This is a genomic window from Saccharothrix sp. NBAS 001 (genome assembly GCF_056640475.1).
This window is the reverse complement of sequence record NZ_CM153251.1, coordinates 10,497,043-10,519,142: the sequence shown is the minus strand read 5'-3', so window position 1 is coordinate 10,519,142 and position 22,100 is coordinate 10,497,043. Positions and strand designations below refer to the sequence as shown.

21 protein-coding genes are annotated in these 22,100 nt (G+C 73.0%); 4 read left to right on the top strand and 17 right to left on the bottom strand.

Translation table 11 applies throughout. The features are described from left to right. Positions 1-336 precede the first annotated feature (336 nt). From AC0HI0_RS47740 to AC0HI0_RS47725, 4 genes are all read right to left on the bottom strand, one after another. Positions 337-582 carry a hypothetical protein gene (locus tag AC0HI0_RS47740; protein WP_480930079.1) on the bottom strand — a complete coding sequence of 82 codons (246 nt, stop codon included), beginning with the start codon at positions 580-582 and terminating at the stop codon, positions 337-339. A 133-nt stretch (positions 583-715) separates the two neighbouring features. Beyond that, positions 716-1,336, bottom strand: coding sequence for a uracil-DNA glycosylase (locus AC0HI0_RS47735; protein ID WP_480930078.1), 621 nt, complete (start codon positions 1,334-1,336; stop codon positions 716-718). 440 nt (positions 1,337-1,776) lie between these two features. Further along, complete coding sequence (locus tag AC0HI0_RS47730) at positions 1,777-2,526, bottom strand: DUF427 domain-containing protein (protein ID WP_480930077.1); 750 nt, start codon at positions 2,524-2,526, stop codon at positions 1,777-1,779. A gap of 66 nt (positions 2,527-2,592) precedes the next feature. Further along, a complete protein-coding gene (locus AC0HI0_RS47725) occupies positions 2,593-2,943 on the bottom strand; it encodes a VOC family protein (RefSeq protein WP_480930076.1) in 351 nt (116 codons plus the stop codon). Between the two features lie 103 nt (positions 2,944-3,046). Between AC0HI0_RS47725 and AC0HI0_RS47720 the strand changes: the two genes are divergently transcribed. Beyond that, positions 3,047-3,883, top strand: a complete 837-nt coding sequence (locus tag AC0HI0_RS47720) for a helix-turn-helix domain-containing protein (RefSeq protein WP_480930075.1) — start codon at positions 3,047-3,049, stop codon at positions 3,881-3,883. 46 nt (positions 3,884-3,929) lie between these two features. Here AC0HI0_RS47720 and AC0HI0_RS47715 read toward each other — a convergent pair whose 3' ends face one another. After that, positions 3,930-5,045, bottom strand: a complete 1,116-nt coding sequence (locus AC0HI0_RS47715) for a DUF418 domain-containing protein (protein WP_480930074.1) — start codon at positions 5,043-5,045, stop codon at positions 3,930-3,932. 133 nt (positions 5,046-5,178) lie between these two features. After that, on the bottom strand, positions 5,179-6,588 hold the full coding sequence (locus AC0HI0_RS47710; protein WP_480930073.1) for an MFS transporter: 1,410 nt from the start codon (positions 6,586-6,588) through the stop codon (positions 5,179-5,181). 86 nt (positions 6,589-6,674) lie between these two features. Here AC0HI0_RS47710 and AC0HI0_RS47705 point away from each other — a divergent pair, with 86 nt between their 5' ends. Further along, positions 6,675-7,010: an ArsR/SmtB family transcription factor gene (locus AC0HI0_RS47705; RefSeq protein WP_480930072.1), complete on the top strand. Its 336-nt coding sequence runs from the start codon at positions 6,675-6,677 to the stop codon at positions 7,008-7,010. A gap of 523 nt (positions 7,011-7,533) precedes the next feature. Here AC0HI0_RS47705 and AC0HI0_RS47700 read toward each other — a convergent pair. The 8 genes from AC0HI0_RS47700 to AC0HI0_RS47665 form a co-directional block, all read right to left on the bottom strand. Then, the gene (locus AC0HI0_RS47700) at positions 7,534-8,610 is read right to left on the bottom strand and encodes a DUF6923 family protein (protein ID WP_480930071.1); all 1,077 of its coding nucleotides are present in this window, start codon (positions 8,608-8,610) and stop codon (positions 7,534-7,536) included. Further along, entirely contained in the window at positions 8,607-9,365 is a 759-nt protein-coding gene (locus tag AC0HI0_RS47695; RefSeq protein WP_480930070.1) for a bestrophin-like domain, read from the bottom strand. Before AC0HI0_RS47695 ends, AC0HI0_RS47700 begins: the two co-directional genes overlap by 4 nt. A 345-nt stretch (positions 9,366-9,710) precedes the next feature. Next, on the bottom strand, positions 9,711-10,805 hold the full coding sequence (locus tag AC0HI0_RS47690; RefSeq protein WP_480930069.1) for a hypothetical protein: 1,095 nt from the start codon (positions 10,803-10,805) through the stop codon (positions 9,711-9,713). Further along, the gene (locus AC0HI0_RS47685; protein ID WP_480930068.1) at positions 10,802-11,122 is read right to left on the bottom strand and encodes a cupredoxin domain-containing protein; all 321 of its coding nucleotides are present in this window, start codon (positions 11,120-11,122) and stop codon (positions 10,802-10,804) included. The genes AC0HI0_RS47690 and AC0HI0_RS47685 overlap by 4 nt, the downstream gene beginning before the upstream one ends. Next, entirely contained in the window at positions 11,119-11,895 is a 777-nt protein-coding gene (locus AC0HI0_RS47680) for a hypothetical protein (protein ID WP_480930067.1), read from the bottom strand. Before AC0HI0_RS47680 ends, AC0HI0_RS47685 begins: the two co-directional genes overlap by 4 nt. Beyond that, complete coding sequence (locus AC0HI0_RS47675) at positions 11,892-12,914, bottom strand: hypothetical protein (protein WP_480930066.1); 1,023 nt, start codon at positions 12,912-12,914, stop codon at positions 11,892-11,894. The genes AC0HI0_RS47680 and AC0HI0_RS47675 overlap by 4 nt, the downstream gene beginning before the upstream one ends. A gap of 83 nt (positions 12,915-12,997) precedes the next feature. Beyond that, positions 12,998-13,633: a response regulator transcription factor gene (locus tag AC0HI0_RS47670; RefSeq protein WP_480930065.1), complete on the bottom strand. Its 636-nt coding sequence runs from the start codon at positions 13,631-13,633 to the stop codon at positions 12,998-13,000. Continuing rightward, the gene (locus AC0HI0_RS47665) at positions 13,621-15,159 is read right to left on the bottom strand and encodes a sensor histidine kinase (protein ID WP_480930064.1); all 1,539 of its coding nucleotides are present in this window, start codon (positions 15,157-15,159) and stop codon (positions 13,621-13,623) included. The genes AC0HI0_RS47670 and AC0HI0_RS47665 overlap by 13 nt, the downstream gene beginning before the upstream one ends. A 177-nt stretch (positions 15,160-15,336) precedes the next feature. On the opposite strand from AC0HI0_RS47665, the gene AC0HI0_RS47660 reads away from it, so the two are divergent. Continuing rightward, entirely contained in the window at positions 15,337-16,266 is a 930-nt protein-coding gene (locus tag AC0HI0_RS47660) for an AraC-like ligand-binding domain-containing protein (RefSeq protein WP_480930063.1), read from the top strand. Positions 16,267-16,483: 217 nt separating this feature from the next. Here the strand turns inward: AC0HI0_RS47660 and AC0HI0_RS47655 are convergent, their stop codons facing one another. Beyond that, complete coding sequence (locus AC0HI0_RS47655; RefSeq protein WP_480930062.1) at positions 16,484-17,158, bottom strand: TetR/AcrR family transcriptional regulator; 675 nt, start codon at positions 17,156-17,158, stop codon at positions 16,484-16,486. 138 nt (positions 17,159-17,296) lie between these two features. Here AC0HI0_RS47655 and AC0HI0_RS47650 point away from each other — a divergent pair, with 138 nt between their 5' ends. Next, on the top strand, positions 17,297-17,851 hold the full coding sequence (locus AC0HI0_RS47650) for a hypothetical protein (RefSeq protein WP_480930061.1): 555 nt from the start codon (positions 17,297-17,299) through the stop codon (positions 17,849-17,851). 45 nt (positions 17,852-17,896) lie between these two features. Here the strand turns inward: AC0HI0_RS47650 and AC0HI0_RS47645 are convergent, their stop codons facing one another. Beyond that, positions 17,897-21,250, bottom strand: coding sequence for a fibronectin type III domain-containing protein (locus AC0HI0_RS47645; protein WP_480930060.1), 3,354 nt, complete (start codon positions 21,248-21,250; stop codon positions 17,897-17,899). Positions 21,251-21,781: 531 nt separating this feature from the next. Continuing rightward, positions 21,782-22,057 (bottom strand): proprotein convertase P-domain-containing protein, encoded by a 276-nt coding sequence (locus AC0HI0_RS47640; RefSeq protein ID WP_480934551.1) that lies wholly within the window; start codon positions 22,055-22,057, stop codon positions 21,782-21,784. Between the last annotated feature and the right edge of the window lie 43 nt (positions 22,058-22,100).

Below are 22,100 nucleotides of genomic sequence, written 5' to 3'. Positions count from 1 at the left end.
ACCCCCGCGTGGGCGGGAGGACCGGCGCACAGCGATCTAACGCCAAGTACTCCGGGGAACAACCCCGCGTGCGCGGGAGGACCGCTGGGTGGTTGAGCCCGGCGGCACGTACACCGGAACACCCTGCGTGTGTGGGGAGGACGTTTCTTTACCCACGGGTTCACATCGCCGCATTCCCGTTCTCATTCGGTTCACGCAGCTACCGAAACCCCGGCAGGCGGCCCGATTCCTCCGCCCCACCACGAGCACCGAGCCATCACCCACCCGCCCGCGCAGCAACCGTAACCCCCGGGAGACGCACACCGACGAACACCCTCGTGCCACCGACGAACAGCCCTACCGCGACCCCGCACCCCCTCCCCCGCCGGTCGCGAGATGGTCGAGCAAGGCACGCCCGCCGGCGGTCAGCCGCGCAGGGCCCGAGCCGCACGCGATCAGGCCGGCGGCCACCAGGCGCGCGCCGACGAACTGGTCGCAGCAACCCACGCCGTCGACCAGGAGCGTGCCGGCGGTGTAAGCGCACCGGCCGGCGTCGACCGCGCGGAGAACAGACCGGTCACGGTGGGTAAGGGTGGTGGTCATGGCACGGGCTCCTTCCGGGTGTCCTACTACCCGTTCGACGAAGGAGCCCAGCCGGTTTCGACACCGCCCCACCATTTCCCCCGCTGAACCGGTTCCGCGCCCGATCGGGTGACGACCCGGCCGTCCGCCCGGATTACTTGATGGCGTCCGCCGCCTGCCGGAACGCGCCCACCAGCTGCGGCCAGCGGGTCGCCCGGTCGCGGTTGATGGACTGCGGCGACGGGTGCGGCGCGTTGAACACCTTCAGCCCGTACCCGCGCCCGGACAGGCTCCAGCCGGTGCCGGCGGGCGTGCCGAGGACCACGACCACCTTCAGCTCCTTGAGCAGCCCCAGCAGCTCGACCAGGTAGGGCACGGCCGCGCGCAGGTCGGCCGGGGTCGGCGCGTGACCGGTCAGGTACCACGGGACGACGTTCCAGTTCAGGCACGACTCGCGGGACAGCCCCGCCTCCTTGAGCGCGGTGAACCCGTTGACGGCGGTCTGGTCGTCGTTGTCCAGCGAGATCAGGCCGGAGCCCGTCCTGGACGCCGCCGAGGCCGGTCCGGGCGACTCCAGCAGGAGCAGGACCTTCGCCTTCACACCGCCGCTGGCCGGGTCGAACAGCGGCACGTCCACCTTCCGGTCGGCCGCGATCTTGCGGGCGAACTCGGTCAGCGGCTTCATGTGCGGAGCCTGGAGGAGCGTCATCTTGCGGGCGACGATCCGGGGGTCGCGGTGGCCTTTGGGCGACGCCGGGAACACGTTGGAGGGCACCAGGCGACTTTCCACCGCAACGACGACTGGCGACCATCCGCCGTCCGGGCGGAACACCGTCGCGCAGCGTTCCCGAACGCCCGTCCCGGCACCGGCCCGCCACTTCCGTCGTGGCCGGGCCGGCACCGCTTCACGTCGACTCACCGTCGGTCGTCACGACCTCGGTCCGACCCGTCACGCACGGCGCGAGCGGGCGGTGCGCCAGGCCACCGTCGCGACGACCTCGCCCGAGCCGCTGGGCACCAGGTCGCTCCGGCCGGGTGGACCCGCCGTCCCCCGAACACCAGGAACGCGGCGAGGAACACGGCACCCGCACCCGGCGAGCGCGGCCACCGTCAACAGCACCCACCGGAGCGCCACCGTGGCCCACCATCTCTCACGAGGTGTGCCGACAAGATCGCCGACCGGCCCGAACCGGGCACCGCATTAACTCGATCGGGCTAGCTGAACTGGGTCCGAGGTCGCTCCTCGCGCACGCCGTCCACGAAGATGTCGACCTTCTCGTTGTAGAACGACACCAACCCGGCCACTGCGCGGCTCTCCGGCAACGGCGTGCGGTAGCCCCACACGACGTTCTCGTGCACCTCGTCCCCCACCACGACCGACCAGTACTCCGCCGTGCCCTTGTACGGGCAGCCCGTCCGCAGTTCCGTGGGCCGCAGCAGGTCCATCCGCACGTCGGTCATCGGCAGGTAGTACCGCGCCGGCAGCCCGGTCTCGAACAGGATGACCGGCCGCCGCGACTCCGCGACCGGCACACCGCCGACCTCCACCCGCACGTGCCGGCTGCTCGGCAGCGCGTCGACCCGCTTGTACGGGTCGCGCGGGTGGACGTAGACGGGCTCGTCCTCCTCGAACCACTCGTCCATCGCGTCCCACTCCAGCCGCACCAGGCCGCGCAACGGCTCCAGCGGCGATTCCGGGTAGGTCAGCGCCGCGCCGGCGGCCACCACGTCACCGATCTTCACGTCGTGCACCTGGCCCGACCCCCGGCTGGGCGAGCGCTCCACCCCGCCCGTCGCCACGAGTGCCGCCCGCACGTCCTCGGCGGGGAAGTAGTACGTCGGGTAGTACGGCTTCTCCCACACCAGCGCGGGCCGCACCGTGTCCACCACCAGCGCGCCCGCCAGGTAGGCCCGCACCCGCTTGGCACCGTTCTCGACCCGCACCCGTCCGCGTTCCGCAGTCATGCCGACGACGGTACGCCGCTGCGGGCCCGTGTCGCGTCAAGTCCTCTGTGGACGGTGGACGCGGGTTCAGCCGGCCGTGCTGACGCAGAACAGGTGGCCCTCCGGGTCGGCGAGCACGAGCCACTCCCCCTCGCCGGGCTGGAAGTCCGGCTTGGTGGCCCCGAGCGCGATCAGCCGTTCGACGGCGTTCGCCAGGTTCTCGACGGTGAAGTCCAGGTGGGCGTGCTTGCGGTCGTCCGGCCACTCGGGACCCCGGTAGCCGGCCACCCGCTGGAAGCCGAGCTGGACCTGGCCGCCGTCGCCGAGCAGGACGAAGTCCGGGTCCTGGTGGGTGATCGGCCAGTCGGTGGCGGCGCGGTAGAACCCGGCGAGCCGGGCGGGGTCGGCGCTGTCGAGCATGACGGTGACCATGCGCATGACGTTGTCCTCTCTCGGTTTTTCCGAACGCACCCAGCCTGATCCGTCCGGGTGGTGCCGGTATTGGACTTTTTTGTCGTACCCCGCGCGTACCGTCCGTTCCGTGCGCACCACCGTGGAGCTGTTCGCCGACGCCGACTTCTCGGTCAGCGCCGTGACGTGCCGCGACGACCACGTCCGCTGGTCCGCGCCGGAGGAGGTCCGGGCGCACCGGGTCGTGCTGGTGCGCCGAGGGGCGTTCCGCCGGCGGTCGCCGGGCGGGGCCGCCGAACCGGGCGTGACGGCGGGGTACGTGACGGTGCCGGGCGAGGAGGAGCAGTTCGCGCACCCGGCCGGCGGGGACGTGTGCACGGCGGTGTGGATCTCCCCGGCCGCCTGGCGCTCGGTGGCGGGCGAAGAGGGGGCGCGGTCGGTCCTGTACGTGGACGCCGCCGTCGACCTGACCCATCGCCGGCTGCTCAACGCCGGCGCGGGGCGGGCCGGCGACGTGTCGTTCGCCGTCGCCGAGGAGCTGGTGGGGCTGGTCGCCTCCGCCGTCCGGGGCCCGCGCCCCGACCCGCCGCCCTCCCCCGCCGACCGGAGGCTCGTCGCGCACGCGCGGGCCGCCGTCGAAGCCGACCATCCCGCCGCGTCCGGCCTGGTGCCGTTGGCCGCGTCGCTCGGCGTCTCCCCGTACCGGCTCAGCCGCGCGTTCAGCCGTGCCACCGGGGTCCCGCTCACCCGCTTCCGCAACCGCTTGCGCGTCGGCCGCGCCCTGGACCGCCTGGAGCAGGGCGCGAGCGACCTCGCGGGCCTGGCCGCCGACCTCGGCTTCGCCGACCAGGCCCACCTCACCCGCACCGTCCGCCGGCACACCGGCCACACCCCCGCCGCGATCCGCCGCCTCCTGGCACCGCCCGCCGGCGGCCACGACCCCGCAGGCCGCCGGGCCGAGCCGTGACCGGCCCGGCGGACGTCCGCGGGATCGGCGCGGCGTCAGGACGCGCTCACACCGCGGCCGAACGGCGCTGCGGCGCGCGGTAGGCCCAGTTCCACAGGGTCTCGACCGGGCCGCGGCTGTGCCGGGCCATCCACCAGGACGCCCCGAGCATCAGCAGGCCCGACACCAGCACCCACATCACGACCGTGAACCACACCCCGAAGTGCCCGAACCGCCCGGCCAGGTCCAACCCCCACCGGTAGCACAGCACCGACGCGATCAGGTTCTGCCCGATGTAGCACGACAACGCCGACCGGCCCACCGCCGTGAGGCCGCGCCGCAGCACCCCCGGCTCGGCGCGCATCCGGTGCACCAGCGCGGTGATCCCGCCCAGCAGGCCGAACGCCACCAGCGGCGCGCACAGGTACCGGTCGACCGCGAACCACTCGCCCCCGAGCACCGTGGTGAGCACGTTCAGCGGCAGCCCGACGCCCAGGCCCCAGCCCATCAGGCGGCGCTGGATCCGTTGTCCTCGAACGGAATCCTCCAGCGCGCCGGCCCGCAGCAGCAGTGCGCCGGCCAGGAACAGCACGGTGCTCAGCGGAAGCACGAACACCGCCTCCGCCCGCAACGCCAGGGCCTGGTCCAGCCGCGACCACACGTGCGCCGGCCAACTGGACGTGTCGATCGACAGGCCGCCGACGACCGACGCGTTCCCGGTGGACAGCCCCAGCGTCACGAACCCGACGAACAGCACGTGCACCAGCCCCGCGCCGATCAGCCACCCCCACACCACCCGCGTCCCGCGCCCGACGACGAACGCCGCCACGACCGACACCAGCGCGTAGAACATCAGCACGTCGAACTCGAAGATCAGCACGAAGTGCAGCGCACCCTCGACCATCAGCAGCGCCGACCGCCACAGGTACCACCCGGGCCACCGCCGGCCGCGCTTGACGGCCGACCGGTGCTGCACCGCCAACCCGATCCCGAACAGGATGGACAGCAGTGCCAGGAACTTCCCGTTGCTGACCATCCGCAGCAGCGCCTCACCGAGCCCCGACGCGCCGTCGAGGAACCCCGCGGGCCCCGCCGGGTCGGTGAAGATCCAGATGTTGGTGCCGAGCGTCCCCAGGATCGCCACGCCGCGCAGGACGTCCAGAGCCGTGATCCGACCAGTCATGTGTTGCCTCCCCGACCGGGAAACCTAGGGCCGGGCGGGGGTCCGGCGAGTCGGCCGGTGGACGGGGCGGGCCTCCACCCTTCGGAGGACCCCGATCGGACGTGCCGGACGACGCCGGCCGGCACACCCGGTGTCACACCAGCGCGGGAGCCGGCTCCGCCACGCGCGCCTTGCGCGGCAGCGCGAACACCGCCGCGAGCCCGACCACCATGCCCGCGGCGGTCAGCAGCACGGCCACCGACCCGCCGTCCGCGATCGCCGCGCGGGCCCCGGCTCCCTCGGGCACCCCGGCGTTGGCGATGGCGATCAGCACCGCGAGCCCGACCGCGTTGCCCAGGTTCAGCGCGGTCGAGGCCAGGCCCGACGCGACACCCTGCTCGTGCGCGGCGATCCCGGTCGAGGCGGCGATCCACATGCCGGTCCACACGATGCCCTGCCCGACGCCCGACACGACCAGGCCCGGGACGGCGGCGAGGAAGGTGCGCTCGGCGTCGAACCCGAACGCCAGCGCGGCCGTGCCCGCGATGCCGATCGCGAACCCGGTGATCAGCGTGGCCCGGGTGCCCAGCCGGGTGGCCAGCCGCTCGCCGATCTGGGTGCCGGACGCGATCGCCAGCGACGGCACCAGGAACGCCAGCCCCGCCTCCAGCGCGGAGAACCGGTGGACGTTCTGCAGCAGCACGGTCAGGAAGTACGGCAGCGCGCCGAAGGTGCCCATGAAGATCGCGGTCACCGTCACGGCCACGACGAGGCTGCGGTTGCGCAGCAGCCGGGGTGGCATCAGCGGGTCCGCGCTGCGCTTCTCGATCACCGCGAACGCGGCCAGCAGCACCACCGCCAGCACCGCCGCGACCAGGACGGTCGGCGTGGTCCAGCCGACTTCGGGCCCCTGCACCAGGACGAACACCAGCAGCGTCGCCCCGCCGGTCACGGTCAGCGCGCCGGGCAGGTCGAACCGCCGCCGCACGCCGCCGCGCTCGTCGGCGGGGATGACCGCCAGCGCGGCCAGTGCGACCGCGCCGGCCAGCGGCACGTTCACGAAGAACACCGCGGGCCAGCCGAAGCTCTCGGTCAGCACGCCGCCGAGCAGCGCGCCGACGGTCAGCCCGCTGGCACCCGCGCCGCCCCACACGGCGAGCGCGCGGTTGCGCCGGGGGCCTTCCTCGAACAGGTTGTTCAGCAGTGCCAACGTGGACGGCAGCAGCAACGCGCCGCCCAGGCCCTGCACGGCCCGCGCGGCGATGATCACCGCCGGGCTCGTCGCCAGGCCGCCGGCCAGCGACGAGACCGCGTAGACGGTCAGCGCCAGCACGAACACCCGACGCCGGCCGAGCAGGTCGGCGGCCCGCCCGCCGAGCAGCAGGAAACCGCCCGCCAGCACCACGTAGGCGCTGACCACCCACTGCTGGGTCTGGCTGGTGAAGCCGAGTTCCGCGCCGATTTCGGGCAGCGCGACGAACACGATGTTGAGGTCGAGCGCGAAGATCAACTGAGCCAGGGCGAGCAGCGCGAGGCTGAGGCCCGGTTTCCGGTGGTCGGCCACGAGGACGTCCTTACGATTCGATAGTACGACTATCTACGTACGATCGGATCGTACGATAACTCTCGTACTGACGTACACTGGGTTGTGTGATCGGCCACCACCCCGACCGGGATCAGATCAAGCTGGAGAACGTGCTGACGGCGCTCGGCAACCCGATGCGCCTGGCCGTGGTCCGCGTGCTCGCGGGCGGCGGCGAGCACCCGTGCGGAACGGTGCTGAGCAAGGAGATCTCCAAGTCCACGCTCACCCACCACTGGCGGGTGCTGCGCGACGCGGGCGTGATCTGGCAGCGCCCGTCCGGCCGCGCCCACCTGCTGTCGCTGCGCCGCGAAGACCTGGACGACCGCTTCCCCGGCCTGCTCGACGCGGTCCTGCTCGGCGTGCGCGAGGACCCCGGGACGATCGACCAGTACGCACCCTGACCGGCCGGTCGCGGCCGGCGCCTGTCCTCAAAGCGGTGTGGGGTGGCGGGACCTGCCCGAACGGCACGGGTCGTGGAAGACGGTCTGCACCAGGTTCTGGCGGTGGTCCCGGGGCGGCACCCTGTCCGCGCTCGTGGCCGGGGTGCGGGTGGTCGCCGAGGCGGTCGACGGACTCGACCGCGTGGTGTCGGTCGAGTCGAGCACCGTGCGGGCGCACCGGCACGCCGCCGGCGCCCGCCGTACGACCGCGACCGCAGCCCACACAGGGGGCGGTCGGACCGTGCGGCGCCATCCGCGCGGAACTGCAGCGGCGGCGCATCCCGGCCACCATCCCCGAACGCCGCGACCAGCAGGCCCACCGGCCTTCGACCGTGACGCCCACAAGCCGCGCAACGTCGTGGAACGCTGCTTCAACCGGATCACACAGTTCCGCGCCGTCGCCACCCGCTACGACAAGACCGCCACTTCGTGCCAGGCCATGATCAACCTCGCCACCCCCCACCATCTGGCTATGAAGCCCGGCCTAGCGGCGGCGGGCGTGCTGGCGGGCCAGGGCTCCCGCGCCGAGGATCAGGATCACCGCCACCAGGCTCCAGCGGCGCTGGTCGCGGACCTCCCGGTTGATCGAGGTGACCTCTTCGGCGCGCGGCTCGGCCACCCGGATCCGCGACCTCGACGGGACCGGTGTGGTGGTCGGCTCGGTCGTCGTGGTGGTCGGCTCGTCCGGCGGCGGGGTGGTCGGCACGGGCAGGACGGGCGCACCGGGCAGCGGCGGCACCACCGGGACCTCCGGCACACCCGGCGGGCGCGGCGGGATCGGCGGCTCCGGGGTGGGTTGCGGCGGGGTCGGCTCGGGCGGTTCGACGACCGGTGGCACGGACAAGCAGCCTGCGGCGTCGATCGTGCGCACGGCGGGCCGCGTCACGATCTCCGACACCGCACCGGAACCGTCCAGCGCGACCCGGTACAGCGTGCTGCGGCCGTCCTCGCGGTTGTTCGTCGCGTACAGCGCGCCGTCGCGCCCGAACACGACCGCTCCGTACGCGTCGCCACCCGGTAATCGCCCCGCGCCGGGCACCTTGCGCACCTTGCCCGACAACGGGTCGAGCGTCACCACGTACGCGTGGCCGTGCGAGGACGCCGCCACGCCGTAGAGCAGGCCGTCCGCCGGGTTGAGGTCGAAGTCGTCCACGCCGAGCGCCTCCGGCGAGGGCCACAGCCAGGTGTCGTGCACGACTTGCAGGTACTGCCCGCTGTTCGGGTCCACGTCCACCGAGAACAGCTGCGCGCCGACCCGCACCACCAGCCGCTCGCCGACGACCGCGCCGGCGGTCGCGCGGCCGAGCAGGTGCGACGGGCGCGAGGGCACGTCCAGCCGGCGGCCCGCGCGGTCCAGCGCGACCACCCGGCCGTCGTCGTCCAGCCCGTAGACGCGGTCCTGCGGCGCGGAGTAGCCGATCGCGTTGAGCCGCACGTCCAGCGTGCCCAGCGACCGCGCGCCGCCGGCGGGCAGGTCGACCAGGTACACCGTCGACGGCCCGTGGTGGCCCGCCTCGACCTGGATGGTCGAGCAGACGGCCGACGCCAGCGCGTCGATCATCCGAACCGCTCGACGGCCAGTTTGAACGCGTCCGGGGCGAGTTCCGCGCCACCGCCGTAGGGGTTCTGGAGCTGGTAGGTCGCGTACAGCAACAAGGTGATGGTGGCCGCGAGGGTCGCGACGATGAGCACGTGCGTGCGCATCAGCGGGCCGCCGAACAGCAGCGGCAGGCCGATCGACAGCACCGAACCCATCACCAGCACGAACCACACCACGGCGCTGACCCCGCCACCGGCCGCGTCCAGCCGTTCCTGCCGGGCCTGGAACACGTCCCACAGCTGGGCGGCGGCCTCCTTCTTGCGGTCGATCAGCCACTCGTCGGCGGCGGGCGCGTCGGCCACCACCCGGCGGATCCGGTCGAGCTGGTTCCAGCCCTCGGACTCGAAGTCCTCGCCCGCCGCGAGGTGCGGCCACTCGTCGTTGATCACCGTGGTCGCGTAGGCGCGGGACAGCTGCCGCACCTCGTCGCCGGTCTCCGGGGACAGCGCGTCGGCCGCCCAGGTGGCCGCGACGAGCCCGTCCGCCTCCCGGTACGCCGACGCCCCGGCCGCGCCGACGGCGTCGAACAGCGAGATCAGGACGAACGCCACCAGGACCGCGTGCAGGCCGCCCACGATCGTGAACACCTGGCCCGCGGCCTCGTTGTTGGCCGAACGCCCTTCGTCGGGGCCGTACTTGCGGATGAGGTAGGCGATCAGCGCCGCCACCACGGCCGCGCCACCGACCCACAGCAGACCTGTGGTGTACACGTTCATCGCGGCCCTCTCATCCACCTGGAATGAATTCCACAGATCCGCGAATTCATCGCTTCCGAAAGGTAGTGATCGGGCCGTTCCGGCAACAAGGCCGTTCATCCGTGTGCCGGGAAAACCCAAGCGGTCAGGTGAAACGAGACCACCGGCGGCGGATGCGCGGGCGCGTTGGTCCGCGCGAGTGCGGGTTCGCGCCCCTCGTCGGACCAACCGGTTGCGCCGACCGTGTCCGCCCGGTGGCGACGCTCCGTCGTGCCAACGATGTCATCCCGGCGGCAGATCCCGCCCTACCACAGCAGGTCTGGAATGTGGACTCGGAAAACCACGGTATATTCCGAATTCCGCCGACTACCCGGCGAACAGCAGCGCGAGCCCGCCGGACGTGTAGCCGACCATCAGCACCAGCAGCGGGACCTGGCCGGTGAGGTGCCGGGCCTTGGGCAGCAGCCGCAAAGCCCGGTCGTGCGCGGCGACGACGGCCAGCAGGTGCCCGGTGAGCACCGCGCCGAGTTGGACCGACGCGACGACGACCGGCGCGGCCGGCGATTCGTCCGGCACGAAGCCATCGACACCCGCCGACAACGCGATGGCGCGCTGCCCCTCCACCACGAGCAGCGAGTAGTAGTGCGCCACCACGTACCCCGCGACGATCGGGATCAGCGAGTGCGCCAGTTCGCCGCCGGTCCGCCGGGCAGCCGCCAGGTAGGTCCCCGCGACCAGGCCGACCGCCAGCACGAGCCCGAGCCAGTCCGGCAGCACCGAGAGCCGGGCCCACGTCGGCGTCGCGCCGATGCTGTCGAACGCCGTGGACCCCAGGCACACCGCCACCACCGCGACCAGCCCCGGCCGGACGGGCGTCGCGACCAGCGCCCGGAACGGGTTGCCGCGCAACGGGGACAGCCGCCCCAGCAGGGTCGAGTACACCTCGAAACCGTCCGCCCGCTCGAACCACGTCGACCCGAACACGACCCCGCCCGCGACGTTCACCGCGGCGTAGGCGATCAGGAACCACGGCAGCGCGGGCGGTTCGACCAGTTCGACCCAGGTGAACGCGAGCAGCGTCGCCGCCGCCGGCCAGTGCCCCAGCCGCTGCGGGTAGGCGCGGCCCAGCGTGACGCGGGCGGCCAGGCGCACCGGGTTCACCGCCCGCCACACCGGCCCGAACAGCATCGACGCCACCGCGAGCCCCACCCAGAACAGCACGAACACCAGGTGCGGCCAGGCGTTCCCGGGCACGAACGGCAACGCCGCGAGGATCAGCACCCGCACCGGCCACCACTCGCGCGCCGCGCGGTCGGGCCGGGGCGTGAACCTCGGTGTCGTCCACAGCAGGCCCAGCGCGAGGAACGAGGCCAGCAGCGCCACCGCCGCGCCCTGGAGCACGAGGTCCAAGGGCAGCGGCAGGTCGTGCCGTTCGCCGACGCCGTGCGCCAGGAACGTCACCGCACCACCAGTTGCGCCAACAGCGTGTCCGGGTGGGCTTCGACGTCGAACGTGCCGGTCCGGTTCGCGACGAACTTCAGCACGGCGGGCTTGTCCCGCGCCGCCGGGGCGAGCACGTCGAACCCGTGCACGTGCACGTCGACCGGCTTGTCGCTGGTCACCGTCAGCTCGACCGACCGGCCCTCGGCCACCTCGACGCGCTGCGGCGACGCCTGGTCGACCGACAGGGCGAGCACCAGCGGGCCGCTCGGCGCGGCGGGCGCGGACGAGCACGCCGTCACCGCCAGCAGCACCGCGCACAGCAGAACTCGGATCACCGGGCCATGTCCTTCCTCATGAACGCGAGACCGCCGGCGGCCAGGCCGAGCCCGCCGCCGAGGGTGAGGGCCACCAGCAGCCGGTCGACGTCGGCCGGACCGGCGAACGGCAACCGGGAGAACCGGAAGCTGTCGAAGTCCGGGATCCCGGCGACGACGAGCATCGCGCCGACCACGGCCGCGACGAACGCGGTGGCGGGCGAGCGGCGGACCGCGGCCACCACCGCGACCACCGCGAGCGGCCACGCCACCAGGCCGACGCCACTGGCCCCGGCCATCAGGGGCACGAACGGCTCGCCGGTCACCGCGAGCGTCGACCCGACCGCGTGCAGGACGTGCGCGGCGGTCACCACAACCACTCCACCGGCCAGCAAAGCCTTGGCGTGCTTGAGGAAGTAGCCGCCGACCGCGAGCAGCGCGACGGCCGCCGACCACCACAGCGGGTTCGGTCCGGGCGTGACGTCCACCCGGCCGCGCACCACGGACGTGCCCAGCGGCACCTCCCACGTGGTCGCCTTGGTGCGTTCGTCGCGGTACCGCAGCACTTCTCCGGGCCGCACGGTCCGCTCGCCCACCGCGAGCGGTACCGGACCGTCGTTGCGGATCTCCAGCTGCGTGCCGTGGTTGACCATCCGGGCGGTCACGCCGGGCAGCGGCGGGTCGACCGCGATCACCGAGCTGAGGTCGTCCTGCGGGGTGAGGCCGCCCGCGTGGGCGTGCGCCGGGGTCGCCGCGACCAGCAGGAAAACCAGTGCCGCCAGCAGGATCCTCATCGCCGGGCGGGCACCAGCACGACCGCGAGCAGCAGCCCGTGCAGGGCCGCGACCAGTGGCGCGCCGGTCCACATCTCGGTGACCGACGGCATCCGGCCCGCGCCGATCCCCGCCGCGGCGAAGAAGAACACCCACGTGACCAGCGGTGCGGCGAACGCGAAGACCCGGTACTCGCGCAGCCGCTCCTCGGACGGGCGCAACCGCCACAGCAGGAGGTCGATCACGACGCCGGACAGCAGGAACGCGGCGGCCGTGCCGAGGTTCTCGTAGTTCGCGACCGCCGTGCTCAGCAGCATCACCACGACCTGGAGGACGGTCGCCGTGCCCACCGGCAGCCGGAACCGCCGCGCGGCCAGCAGCAGCGGGGTGATCAGGACCAGGTTGGTGATGGTGATCGAGGCCGCCAACCGGTCGGTCTCCGGCGGTCCGCCGTCCGCCTTGTCGAAGCTGAACGCGTACAGCACGCCGTCGGGCCCGTAGAGGGTGGCGTCGGCGTAGGAGACGAACAGCAGGACCAGCGCGGTGGTGAAGGACAGCGCGAGCGCGGCCGGCAGGAACCGGACGAGCGAGGGCGCGGTCACCTCCCGGTCCGCCCACAGCGTGCGCAGCGGCGTGGTCAAGATGACGATCATCGACGTGATCAGGCCGAGGTGCGTGGGGCTGTACAGGATGTCGATGCCCCGCTCGATCCCGATGAACGTGTGCCACAGGTAGTCGCCGGCCCCGCACACGGCGAACACCGGCAGCGCGAACACCGCCGGCCCGTACCCCTCGGGCACCGCCGCGAGCCCGCGCCGGCCGGCCTGGACGTTGCGCCACACCAACCACAGGATCCACGCGCCGGTCGCGGCGAACCCCGAGTAGAACACCGCGTGCCACGGCGTGAAGAACGTCTCCAGCTCGGGCACGTTGGAGTGCGCCCAGGCGTCGAGGAACAAGCCCAGCGAGAACCACGTGCCGAGCAGCACGGTCACCAGATCCGTGCGGTACGAAGCCCTGATCCGCCCCTGTCGCAGCATGGCACCGAGGTTCCCGCGCCGGCGCGCGGCGCGGGAACCGTGCCACCACCCGCCCGTGGTGCGGCTACCCGCACCTTCGGCGGTCAGCCGTTGAGGTAGCGCAGGACGGCCAGCACGCGGCGGTGGTCGTGCGGGCTCGCCGACAGGTCGAGCTTGGTGAAGATGGCGGTGCAGTGCTTCTCCACGGTCCGCTCGGCGATGAACAGCCGCGCCGCGATGGCCTGGTTCGTGCGGCCCTCGGCCATCAGCGCCAGCACCGCCCGCTCCCGCTCGGTGAGCCGGTCGTGGCCGCCGCGCCGGCCGAGCAGCCGGCCGACCACCGCCGGGTCGAACGCCGAGCCGCCCGAGCCGACCCGCCGGATCGCGGCGGCGAACTCGGCCAGGTCCGACACCCGGTCCTTGAGCAGGTAGCCGACGCCGTCCGCGCCCCCGTCCAGCAGTTCGGCCGCGTAGCTGACCCGGACGTGCTGGGACAGCACAAGAACACCGGTCCCGGGGTGCTCGCGGCGCAGCGCGAGGGCCGCGCGCAGCCCCTCGTCGGTGTGCGTCGGCGGCATCCTGATGTCGACGACGGCCACGTCGGGGTGGTGCCGCCGGACCGCGCCGAGCAGCCCGTCCGCGTCCTCCACGGCCGCCACGACGTCGAACCCGGCTTCCGCCAGCAGTCGCGCCAACCCCTCGCGTAAGAGGGTCGAGTCCTCCGCGATCACGACCCGCACGGCAGCACCACCCGCACGCTCGTGCCCGTTCCCGTGCCGCTGACCACCTTCATCGTCCCCCCGGTCGCCTCGACGCGGTCGGTCAGACCGCGCAGACCCGAGCCGGCGCGCACGTCCGCGCCGCCCCGGCCGTCATCGTCCACCCGGACCACCAGCCCGCCGCCGCCGGCGGTGGTGACGACCACCTTCGTGCGCGCCGCGCCGGCGTGCTTGGCCACGTTCGCCAGGGCTTCGGCGACCACGTAGTACGCGGTGGTCTCCACCTGTGGCGGCAACGGCTCCCCGATGTCCACCACGAGTTCGACGCCCGGTCCGGCCAGCGCGGCCAGCTCCCGCACCGCGCCGCCCAGGCCGCGTTCGGTCAGCACCGGCGGGTGGATGCCGTCGCACAGCGCGCGCACCTCGTCGATCGTCGCGAGCACCGCGGATTTCGCCTCCGCCACCAGGGTCCGCCCGCGATCGGCGGGCAGCGCCTCGGCGAGCCCCAGCGTCATCGCCGCCGACAGCAGCCGTTGCTGCACCCCGTCGTGCAGGTCGCGTTCCAGCCGGCGGCGCTCGGCTTCGCCCGCCCGCAGCAGGTTCCCGCGCGACTCGGCCAGCTGGCGCAGCCGCGCGCGCAGCTCGGCGGCCAGCCGCTCGTTCTCCAGGGCCAGCGCGACCGCCGCGCACGCCGCGTCCACGAGTTCCAGGTCCAGGCCGGGGTCGTGCAGCAGCACCGCGACCCGCGCCGACCCCCGGTCCACGCGGGTCTGCACGCAGGTCGCGTCCGCCTCGACCGGCACGCCGGACGCGTCCACGTACCGCTCCTGCGCCGGCGCCCAGTACCCGACCCGCAGGCCGGGGTCGTGCAGCGTCGCCGCGAGCGCGTCGCGCACCCCGGCGCGCGGCCGGTCGACGTTGAGGCGCACCACCAGGTCGGCGAGCCCGCCCCGGTCCACCCGCCGGCGCACCAGCCCGGCGAGGTAGGCGAACGGGATGCCGACCAGCGCGAGCATCAGCGCCACGATCGGCTCGGACAGCCCGGCCTCGGCCATCGGCTTCCACGCCGCGTAGGCGATCACGGCCACCACGGACGCGCCCAGCATCGAGGTCAGCGTCCGGCGCTGGGCCACGCTGCTGCACCGCCAGCGGTGCAGTTGCAGTCCCAGCATGACGAGCCCGACCAGCACGGTCAGCGGGGTCTCCGCGTCGAGCAGGCCGCGCGACCACGGGTCGTCCGCCCCGTCCGAGGCGACGGTGAGCACGACCGCCAGCAGGTACGCCGACGCCACCGCCGCCCGGCGCGGCGCGGTCTTGAGCCGCCCGGTCGGGAACGCCGTCACCAGGTGCCCGAGCACGGCGGGCCAGGAGGTCGCCAGCACGTGGTAGAGCAGGGTCGAGTCGTCCGCGAGCAGGTCCAGGGACCAGCCGACGCCCACCACGACCATCAGCACGCCGATCCGGTTGCGCGGCTGCGCCCGGCGGCTGATCACCCCGGCGACCACGTAGACCGCGCTCACCGCGAGGATCGCGGACGTGAGGAGCATGGGCCCAAGGTAGCCGGGCCGGCGGGACCGGCGGCGGGGCGAAGTTGCCGGCAGGTGACGCGTTGACAGTCGGGGCGTTAACAGTCGGAGGTTGACGGCCCGCGCAGGGGTTCGGTAACGATGGTCGGGCGGCGCGCGCCCGTGGGGAGGGGCGCGCCTGGCGGGGGTGACGACGCGTTGATCGAAGCCGAGTTCCACACCGAGGACCTGCCGGAGGCCGAGCGGTTCGCGTTCTGGCGGAGGATCGCCGAACACGCGCTGGGGCCGTCCGTGCTGCGCACCGACCACGCGGCCGACTTCCGCGCCGACGTGCACTGCCTGGACCTGGGCGCGGTCCGCCTGGCGCAGGTGAGCGTGCCGTCGTTGCGCACCGAGCGGACCGCGCGGCTGATCCGGCGCTACGACCCGGAGCGGTACTACCTGGTGCTCAACCTGGGCGGCGTGTTCGGGGTCGAGCAGAACGGCCGGGAGGCCGCGCTGGCACCGGGCGAGATGACCTTGTACGACTCGTCGCGCCCGTTCCGGGGCTGGGCGGCCGACCGGGCGGGGCCGGGCGGCAAACTGCTGGTGCAGATCCCGAAGGCGTTGCTGGCGCTGACCCCGGACCAGGTCGAACCGGCGCTGGCGACCCGGTTGTCCGGCCGCGACGGGCTGGGCGGCCTGCTGGCGGGGGCGATCCGGGAACTCGCGGCCGGCGGCGACGAGGAGCACGCGACCCGGATGGCGGGCATCTCGCTGGACCTGCTGGCCGCCCTGCTGGCCCGGCGCCTGGGCCCGCTGCACAACGACGCGCTGGTGACCAAGGTCCGGACGTTCATCGACGGGCACCTGGCCGACCCGGCGCTGTGCCCCACCGCCGTGGCCGCCGCCCACCACATCTCGACCCGGCACCTGCACCGCCTGTTCGCGGACCAGGACCTCGGCGTGGCCGCCTGGATCCGCAACCGGAGGCTGGAGCGCAGCCGCCACGACCTGACCGCCCGCAGCGAACCGGTGCACGTCGTGGCCGCCCGGTGGGGCTTCACCGACGCCGCCCACTTCAGCCGCCTGTTCCGCAGCACCTACGGCATGACCCCGACGGCCTACCGCCACGCCCGCACGACGTGACCGGCGGTGCGGAACACCGCAGCCTCCCCCACCGCCCCGCTCCCCCGCCGATGACCGGGACCGGCGCGATCGGCAGCAGCGCGGTCCGGTGCTCCGCCGGGTAGTGGCGAACGACCTGGAGTTCGTGCTCCTCGGCACCGATCCGTGATCGTCCGACCGCGGGTTCGCGTCGCCGGTCGGGCAAACGCCACGCTCGGCCGCCCCTCGCGCGTCGGCGTCACACGCCCAGCAGGGCCGCCAGGGAGTCGAGCTGGTGGGCGAAGTGGGCTTCGTAGTCGGTCAGGCTGCCCACGTACTGGCCGTGCAGTTCGAAGCTGATCACCCCGAACAGCGCGGAGAACGCCAGGAATCCGCGCGCCAGCAGGTCGTCGCCGATCGACAGCCCGAGGAACTCGCGCAGCACGGCGAAGTCGCCGCCCAGCGGTCCGGGCAGCGCGACCGGCGGGCGGTCCCGCTGGATGTCCGCCAGCAACGCCATCAGCAGCATCGACACCCTGGTCCCCGGTCCGCCGGTGCGCTCGACGGGCGCGTGGTAGCCGGGCACCGGGCTGCCGTAGATGAGCGCGTACTCCGACGGCCGGGCCACCGACCACGTGCGGGCCGCGACGCCGATCGCGCGCCACCGCCCGGCCAGGTCGTCGCGCGGGCACGCGGCCTCGGCCGCCTCGACCGCGTCGCCCAGCGAGTTGTAGGCGTCGATGATCAGCATGGTCAGCAGCTCGTCCCGGCTGGGCACGTACCGGTACACCGCCGACGACACGATCCCCAGCTCACGGGCGATGGCCCGCAGCGACAGCGCCGCGCTGCCCGCCTCGGCGAGCTGCTCGCGGGCGATCCGCTTGATGTCCTCGATCGCCTGCGCCCGCGCGCGCTGCCTGGGTGTGGCCGTCATGGCGTCGATGATGGCCGACCGAGAGAGCAGGTGCAACAAATGAGAGCACCGCTCTTGACACGACCTGCTCGCCTCACCCACCATTCCCACCGTCGAGAGCACCGCTCTCTAAAACGACTAGCGCTCACGGAGGCACCGATGACCAGGCTCAGGGCCGTCGCGTTCGGACTCGCCGGGGTCTTCTTCCTGCTCTACCCGACCCTGCGGCCGTACTCGGACGAGACGACCGTCGCGGGCCTCACGGCCATGGGGACGACCGCGTGGATCACCGCCCACCTCTTCGCCGTGGCCGGTTTCACCCTGGTCGCCATCGCCCTCCCGGTCCGCCGGGCGGCGCTGGTCACCGCCCTCGGCGCGGGGCTGACGCTGCCCTACTACGGCGCGGAGGTCTTCGGGCTGCACGCCATCGGCCTGCGGGCCGCCCAACACCCGGACCCGGCGCTGCTGGAGATGGTCGACGCGGTCCGCTACCAACCGGCCGCCATCACGATGTTCGGCCTCGGCCTGCTGCTGCTCGCCGCCGGCGCGATCCTGGCCGCCGTCGAGCTGAAGGCGCTCGCCGTCCCGTACGCGGTGGCGTTCGCGCTGTTCCTGCCGCAGTTCTTCACCCCGCCCCCGGTCCGCGTCGCGCACGGCGTGCTGATGCTGGTGGGCTGCGCCCTGGTCGGCTGGAAGCTGTGGCGCACCAGGTGAGCACGGGCGGCCCCGTCGTGATCGGATCACGACGGGGCCGTCCGGCTAGCGGCCTGCCTTCGAGGTCAGCTTCACCTCGATGGTGTTGCCGGGGCCGGCGGTCAGGGCGCTGACCAGGCCGTTGAGCGGACCGCACCCCTGGAGCGCGGGCAGGGTGTAGGTGCCGGTGAGCGTGCCGCCGGCGAGCGGGTCGAAGCCGGGCTTCGACTCCAGCGGGACCGACGCCGGCGTCGTGGTCCGGCAGTTCGGGCCGGTGCCGACCGGGATGCCCAGCACGGTCACCCTCGGCAGCCGCACGGTGAGCCGCGAGGTGGACTTGAGCACCCCGCCGGCGAGCGTGCCGGTGGTCTTGCCCGCCGCCGCGAACTGGATCTTCGCGACCACCGGGACGAACCCGAAGATCTTGAACCGGGCCTCGGTCGGGTCGAGCACCAGGTCCGCCTCGAACGACCCGTCCGCCAGGTTCAGCGCCGCGTCGATGCCGCCGGCCAGCGGCACGTTCCCGTTGGCCGCCTTGATCTTCGTGCCGCCGGCCAGGGTGTAGCCGTACCTGACGACCGGACCGGCCCCCGGCTTCGTCCGCACCTTCAGCGCCGCGCTCGCCGCCGACCGGTTGCCCGCCGCGTCGACGGCGACCACGGTGAACGCGTACTCGGTGCCCGCCGCGAGCCCGGTGACGTTGGTCGAGGTGCCGCTCACGGTCACGGTCTTGGTCGAGCCGTTGTAGACGTCGTACCCGGTCACGCCGCGGTTGTCGGTCGACGCGTCCCACGCCAGCGCCACGCTGTTCTCGGTCTGGCCGGACGAACGCAGGTTGCCGGGCACCGTGGGCGCCTGGATGTCGGTCTCGGGCTTGGTGCGCGCCTTGAGCGCCGCGCTCGGGTCGGACGCGTTCCCGGCGGAGTCCTTGGCCACCACCGTGAACGAGTACTCCGTGTCGGCCGCGAGGCCGTCGACGGTCGCCGAAGTCCCCGTGACCGACTTCGCCAACGTCGAACCCCGGTACACGTCATAGCCCGTCACGCCCACGTTGTCGGTGGACGCGTCCCACGCCAACGCCACGCCGGTCTCGCCGACGGCGGTGGAGCGCAGGTTCGCCGGAGCGGTCGGGGCCTGCGTGTCCGGCGCGGCCTCGGTGCGACCGGTGACGGCGGCGCTGGGCGCGGAACGGTTGCCCGCCGCGTCCTTCGCCACCACCGTGAACGAGTACTCGGTGCCGGCCGCGAGACCGTCGACGGTCGCCGAAGTCCCCGTGACCGACTTCGCCAACGTCGAACCCCGGTACACGTCATAGCCGGTCACGCCGACGTTGTCGGCGGAGGCCGTCCAGGACAGCGAAACGCTGGACTGGGTGGCCCCGCCCACGGTCACACCGGTCGGCGCGGTCGGCCCCTGCGTGTCGGGCGCGGTCCGCGTGCGGCCGGTGACGGCGGCGCTGGCTGCGGAACGGTTGCCCGCCGCGTCCTTTGCCACGACGGTGAACGAGTACTCGGTATCGGCCGCCAAGCCGTCCACAGTGGACGAAGTGCCCGCCACGGACTTGACCACGTTCGCACCCTGGAGCACGTCGTAACCGGTGACGCCCACATTGTCCGAGGACGCCGTCCACGACAGGCCGATGCTGTCCTGCGACGCCCCGGTGACGGTCACACCGGTCGGCGCGGAGGGGGCCTGCGTGTCCGGCGCGGCGAGCGTGCGGACGGTGAGGGCGTTGCTCGGATCGGACGTGTTGCCCGCAGCGTCCTTGGCGCGCACGGAGAACGTGTACTCGGTGTCGGCGGTCAGACCGTCGACGGTGGTGGACGTGCCGGTGACGGACTTGACCACCGTCGAGCCCCGGAGCACGTCGTAGCCCGTGACGCCCACGTTGTCCGAGGACGCGCCCCACTCCAGCGGGACGCTGGTCAGCGTCGCGCCGGACGAGGTGAGCGGGCCGGGAGCCGTCGGCTTCTGGGTGTCGGGGGCCTTCCTGGTGCGCGCGGTCACGGCGTCGCTCGCCGCCGAGCGGTTGCCGGCGGCATCCTTCGCCACGACGGTGAACGAGTACTCCGTGTCGGCCGCCAATCCATCCACAGTGGACGAATTTCCCTCCACGGACTTGACCACGTTCGCACCCTGGAGCACGTCGTAACCGGTGACGCCCACGTCGTCCGAGGACGCCGTCCACGACAGCGCGACGCTGGTCTGCGTGGTCTCACCGACCGTGAGCCCGGCGGGCTTCGCGGGCGGCCGGGTGTCCGCCCGGCCGGTGACGGTGAAGGTGTGCAGGACGTTGCGCTGCACCGGGTCGACCATCGTGCAGTCGGCGACGAACGTGCCCAGGCCGGTCGGCGTGCCGTCCGCCTTGAGCGGGGTCATGGTCAGCACCAGGTCGTGCACGGACAGCGTGGCCGTGCCGGGCTGGTCGAATGCCGGCGCAGGCGCGGAGCCGGACGCGGTGATCACCAGGTCGCCCGAGGCCGGGATCGGCTGGTTCGCCACGTTCGTCGGCACGGCCACCGCGAGGTGCCCCTGCGGCGAACGCACCAGCGAGGTGGCCATCGCGGTGCCCTGGATAGTCTCCGCGCCGACCAGCCGCAACCCCTGGGTGGCCGTGGGGCCCGCGTTGGCCACCGCCGTGATGTCGATCCTCGGCGTGAACCCGCCCTGCTCCACCGACCCCGGGAGCGGGGCGGTGGCGATGTCGACGGTGACGTTCTGGTTGCCGATCAACGGGAACGGGCAGTTGTAGACCTGTTTGAGCGGCGGGGTCGCGCCGGACCCGATGACCGCTTCCGGCGTCACCGGCGAGCCGGTGACCTGATAGGTCCGCAGCGCGGTGGGCTGACCGGGCGTCGGCGTGCAGTCGGAGGTGAAGGTGCCCAGACCGGTGGGCGTGCCGTCGGCCTTGAGCGGGGTCATCTCCAGCTCCAGGTCGGTCACCGCGAGGGTGGCCGTGCCGGGCTGGTCGAAGCGGAGTCCGGGCGCGCTGCCGGACGCGGTGAGCACCAGGTCCCCCGAGGCCGGGATCGGCTGGTCCGCCACGGTGGTGCCCACCCGCACGGTCAGGTCGCCCTGCGCGCCGGGCGCGTCGACCGTCGAGGTGGCCCGCGCGACGCCCCGGATGGTCTCCGCGCCGGCCAGCCGCAGCCCCCGGGTGGCGTTCGGACCGGCGTTGGCGACGGCGGTGATCTCGATGACCGGGGTGGACTGGCCGGTCGCGACCGAGGCCGGCTGGCCGTCCCGGGTCTTGATGTCCACCGCGACGTCCTGGTTGCCGATCAACGGGAAGGTGCAGTTGTAGGTCTGGTGCAGCTCGCCCTGGGCGGCGGTGCCGGTGCCCGTGCCGACGGCGAGGCCGGCGACGACCGCCGCCGCGGTCGCCACCACGCCGAACCGGGTCGGTTTCCTGTGTCTCACGGATGGTCCTCCTTGGCGCCGAGGCACGCCGTAAACGAGGGGCAGGGTGTGTCCAACGCGATACGGACGCGTTTCGAAACGTCAATGAACCACGCACCGAAACAACCCCGCAAGACTTCCCGCAACACCGGCGAGAAGTTGTCACCCCGGACCGATTTCCACCCGCCGGAATTGGCACGTCTGCGCTGGTCACAGTCATAAGATCAGCGGCTACGCACGACCTGCACACCGATAGGGCACGATCCTCCGCTCAGCCTGTTCGACAAAACCCGGTTAGCACTTGGCGCGCATTCCGGAAATTGTTTTTGGCATCCGCCTGACAAATTTCTCCGGTTGCCGGCGGGCCGGGCGGGAGGGCGCGCGGGTCTGAACGCCGAGGAGCGGCGGACCCTGCGACGCGAACGGCCACCGGCCGCTGGAGGTGGGCACAGCGGCGGGCGGCTCGACGCGGGACTTGCTGGTGACGCGTTGACGGGGCCCACCCTCGCAGCGGGCCCCGTCACGTGCCCGACGGGAAGATCCTCGGCGGGCTTAGAAGGTGAGCTTCCAGAGGTCGATGTAGCCGGTGTCCTGCGCGTACACGTCCTGCGCCTTGAGCCGCCACGTGCCGTTGGCGACCTCGGACGAGGCGTCCACCGTGTACGTCGTGCTGATGTTCGGCGTGCTGGTGCTGCTGGAGTTCTTCAGGCGGTAGGTCGAGCCGTCCGGCGCGACCAGGTCGAGCACGACGTCACCGCTGTAGGAGTGCTTGACGTCGACGGTGACCTTCAGCGTCGACGGGGCGTTGCCGGTGACACCGCTGACCACCACGTCGCTGTACACGGCCGCGCCGGCGTCCGGGATGTCGACG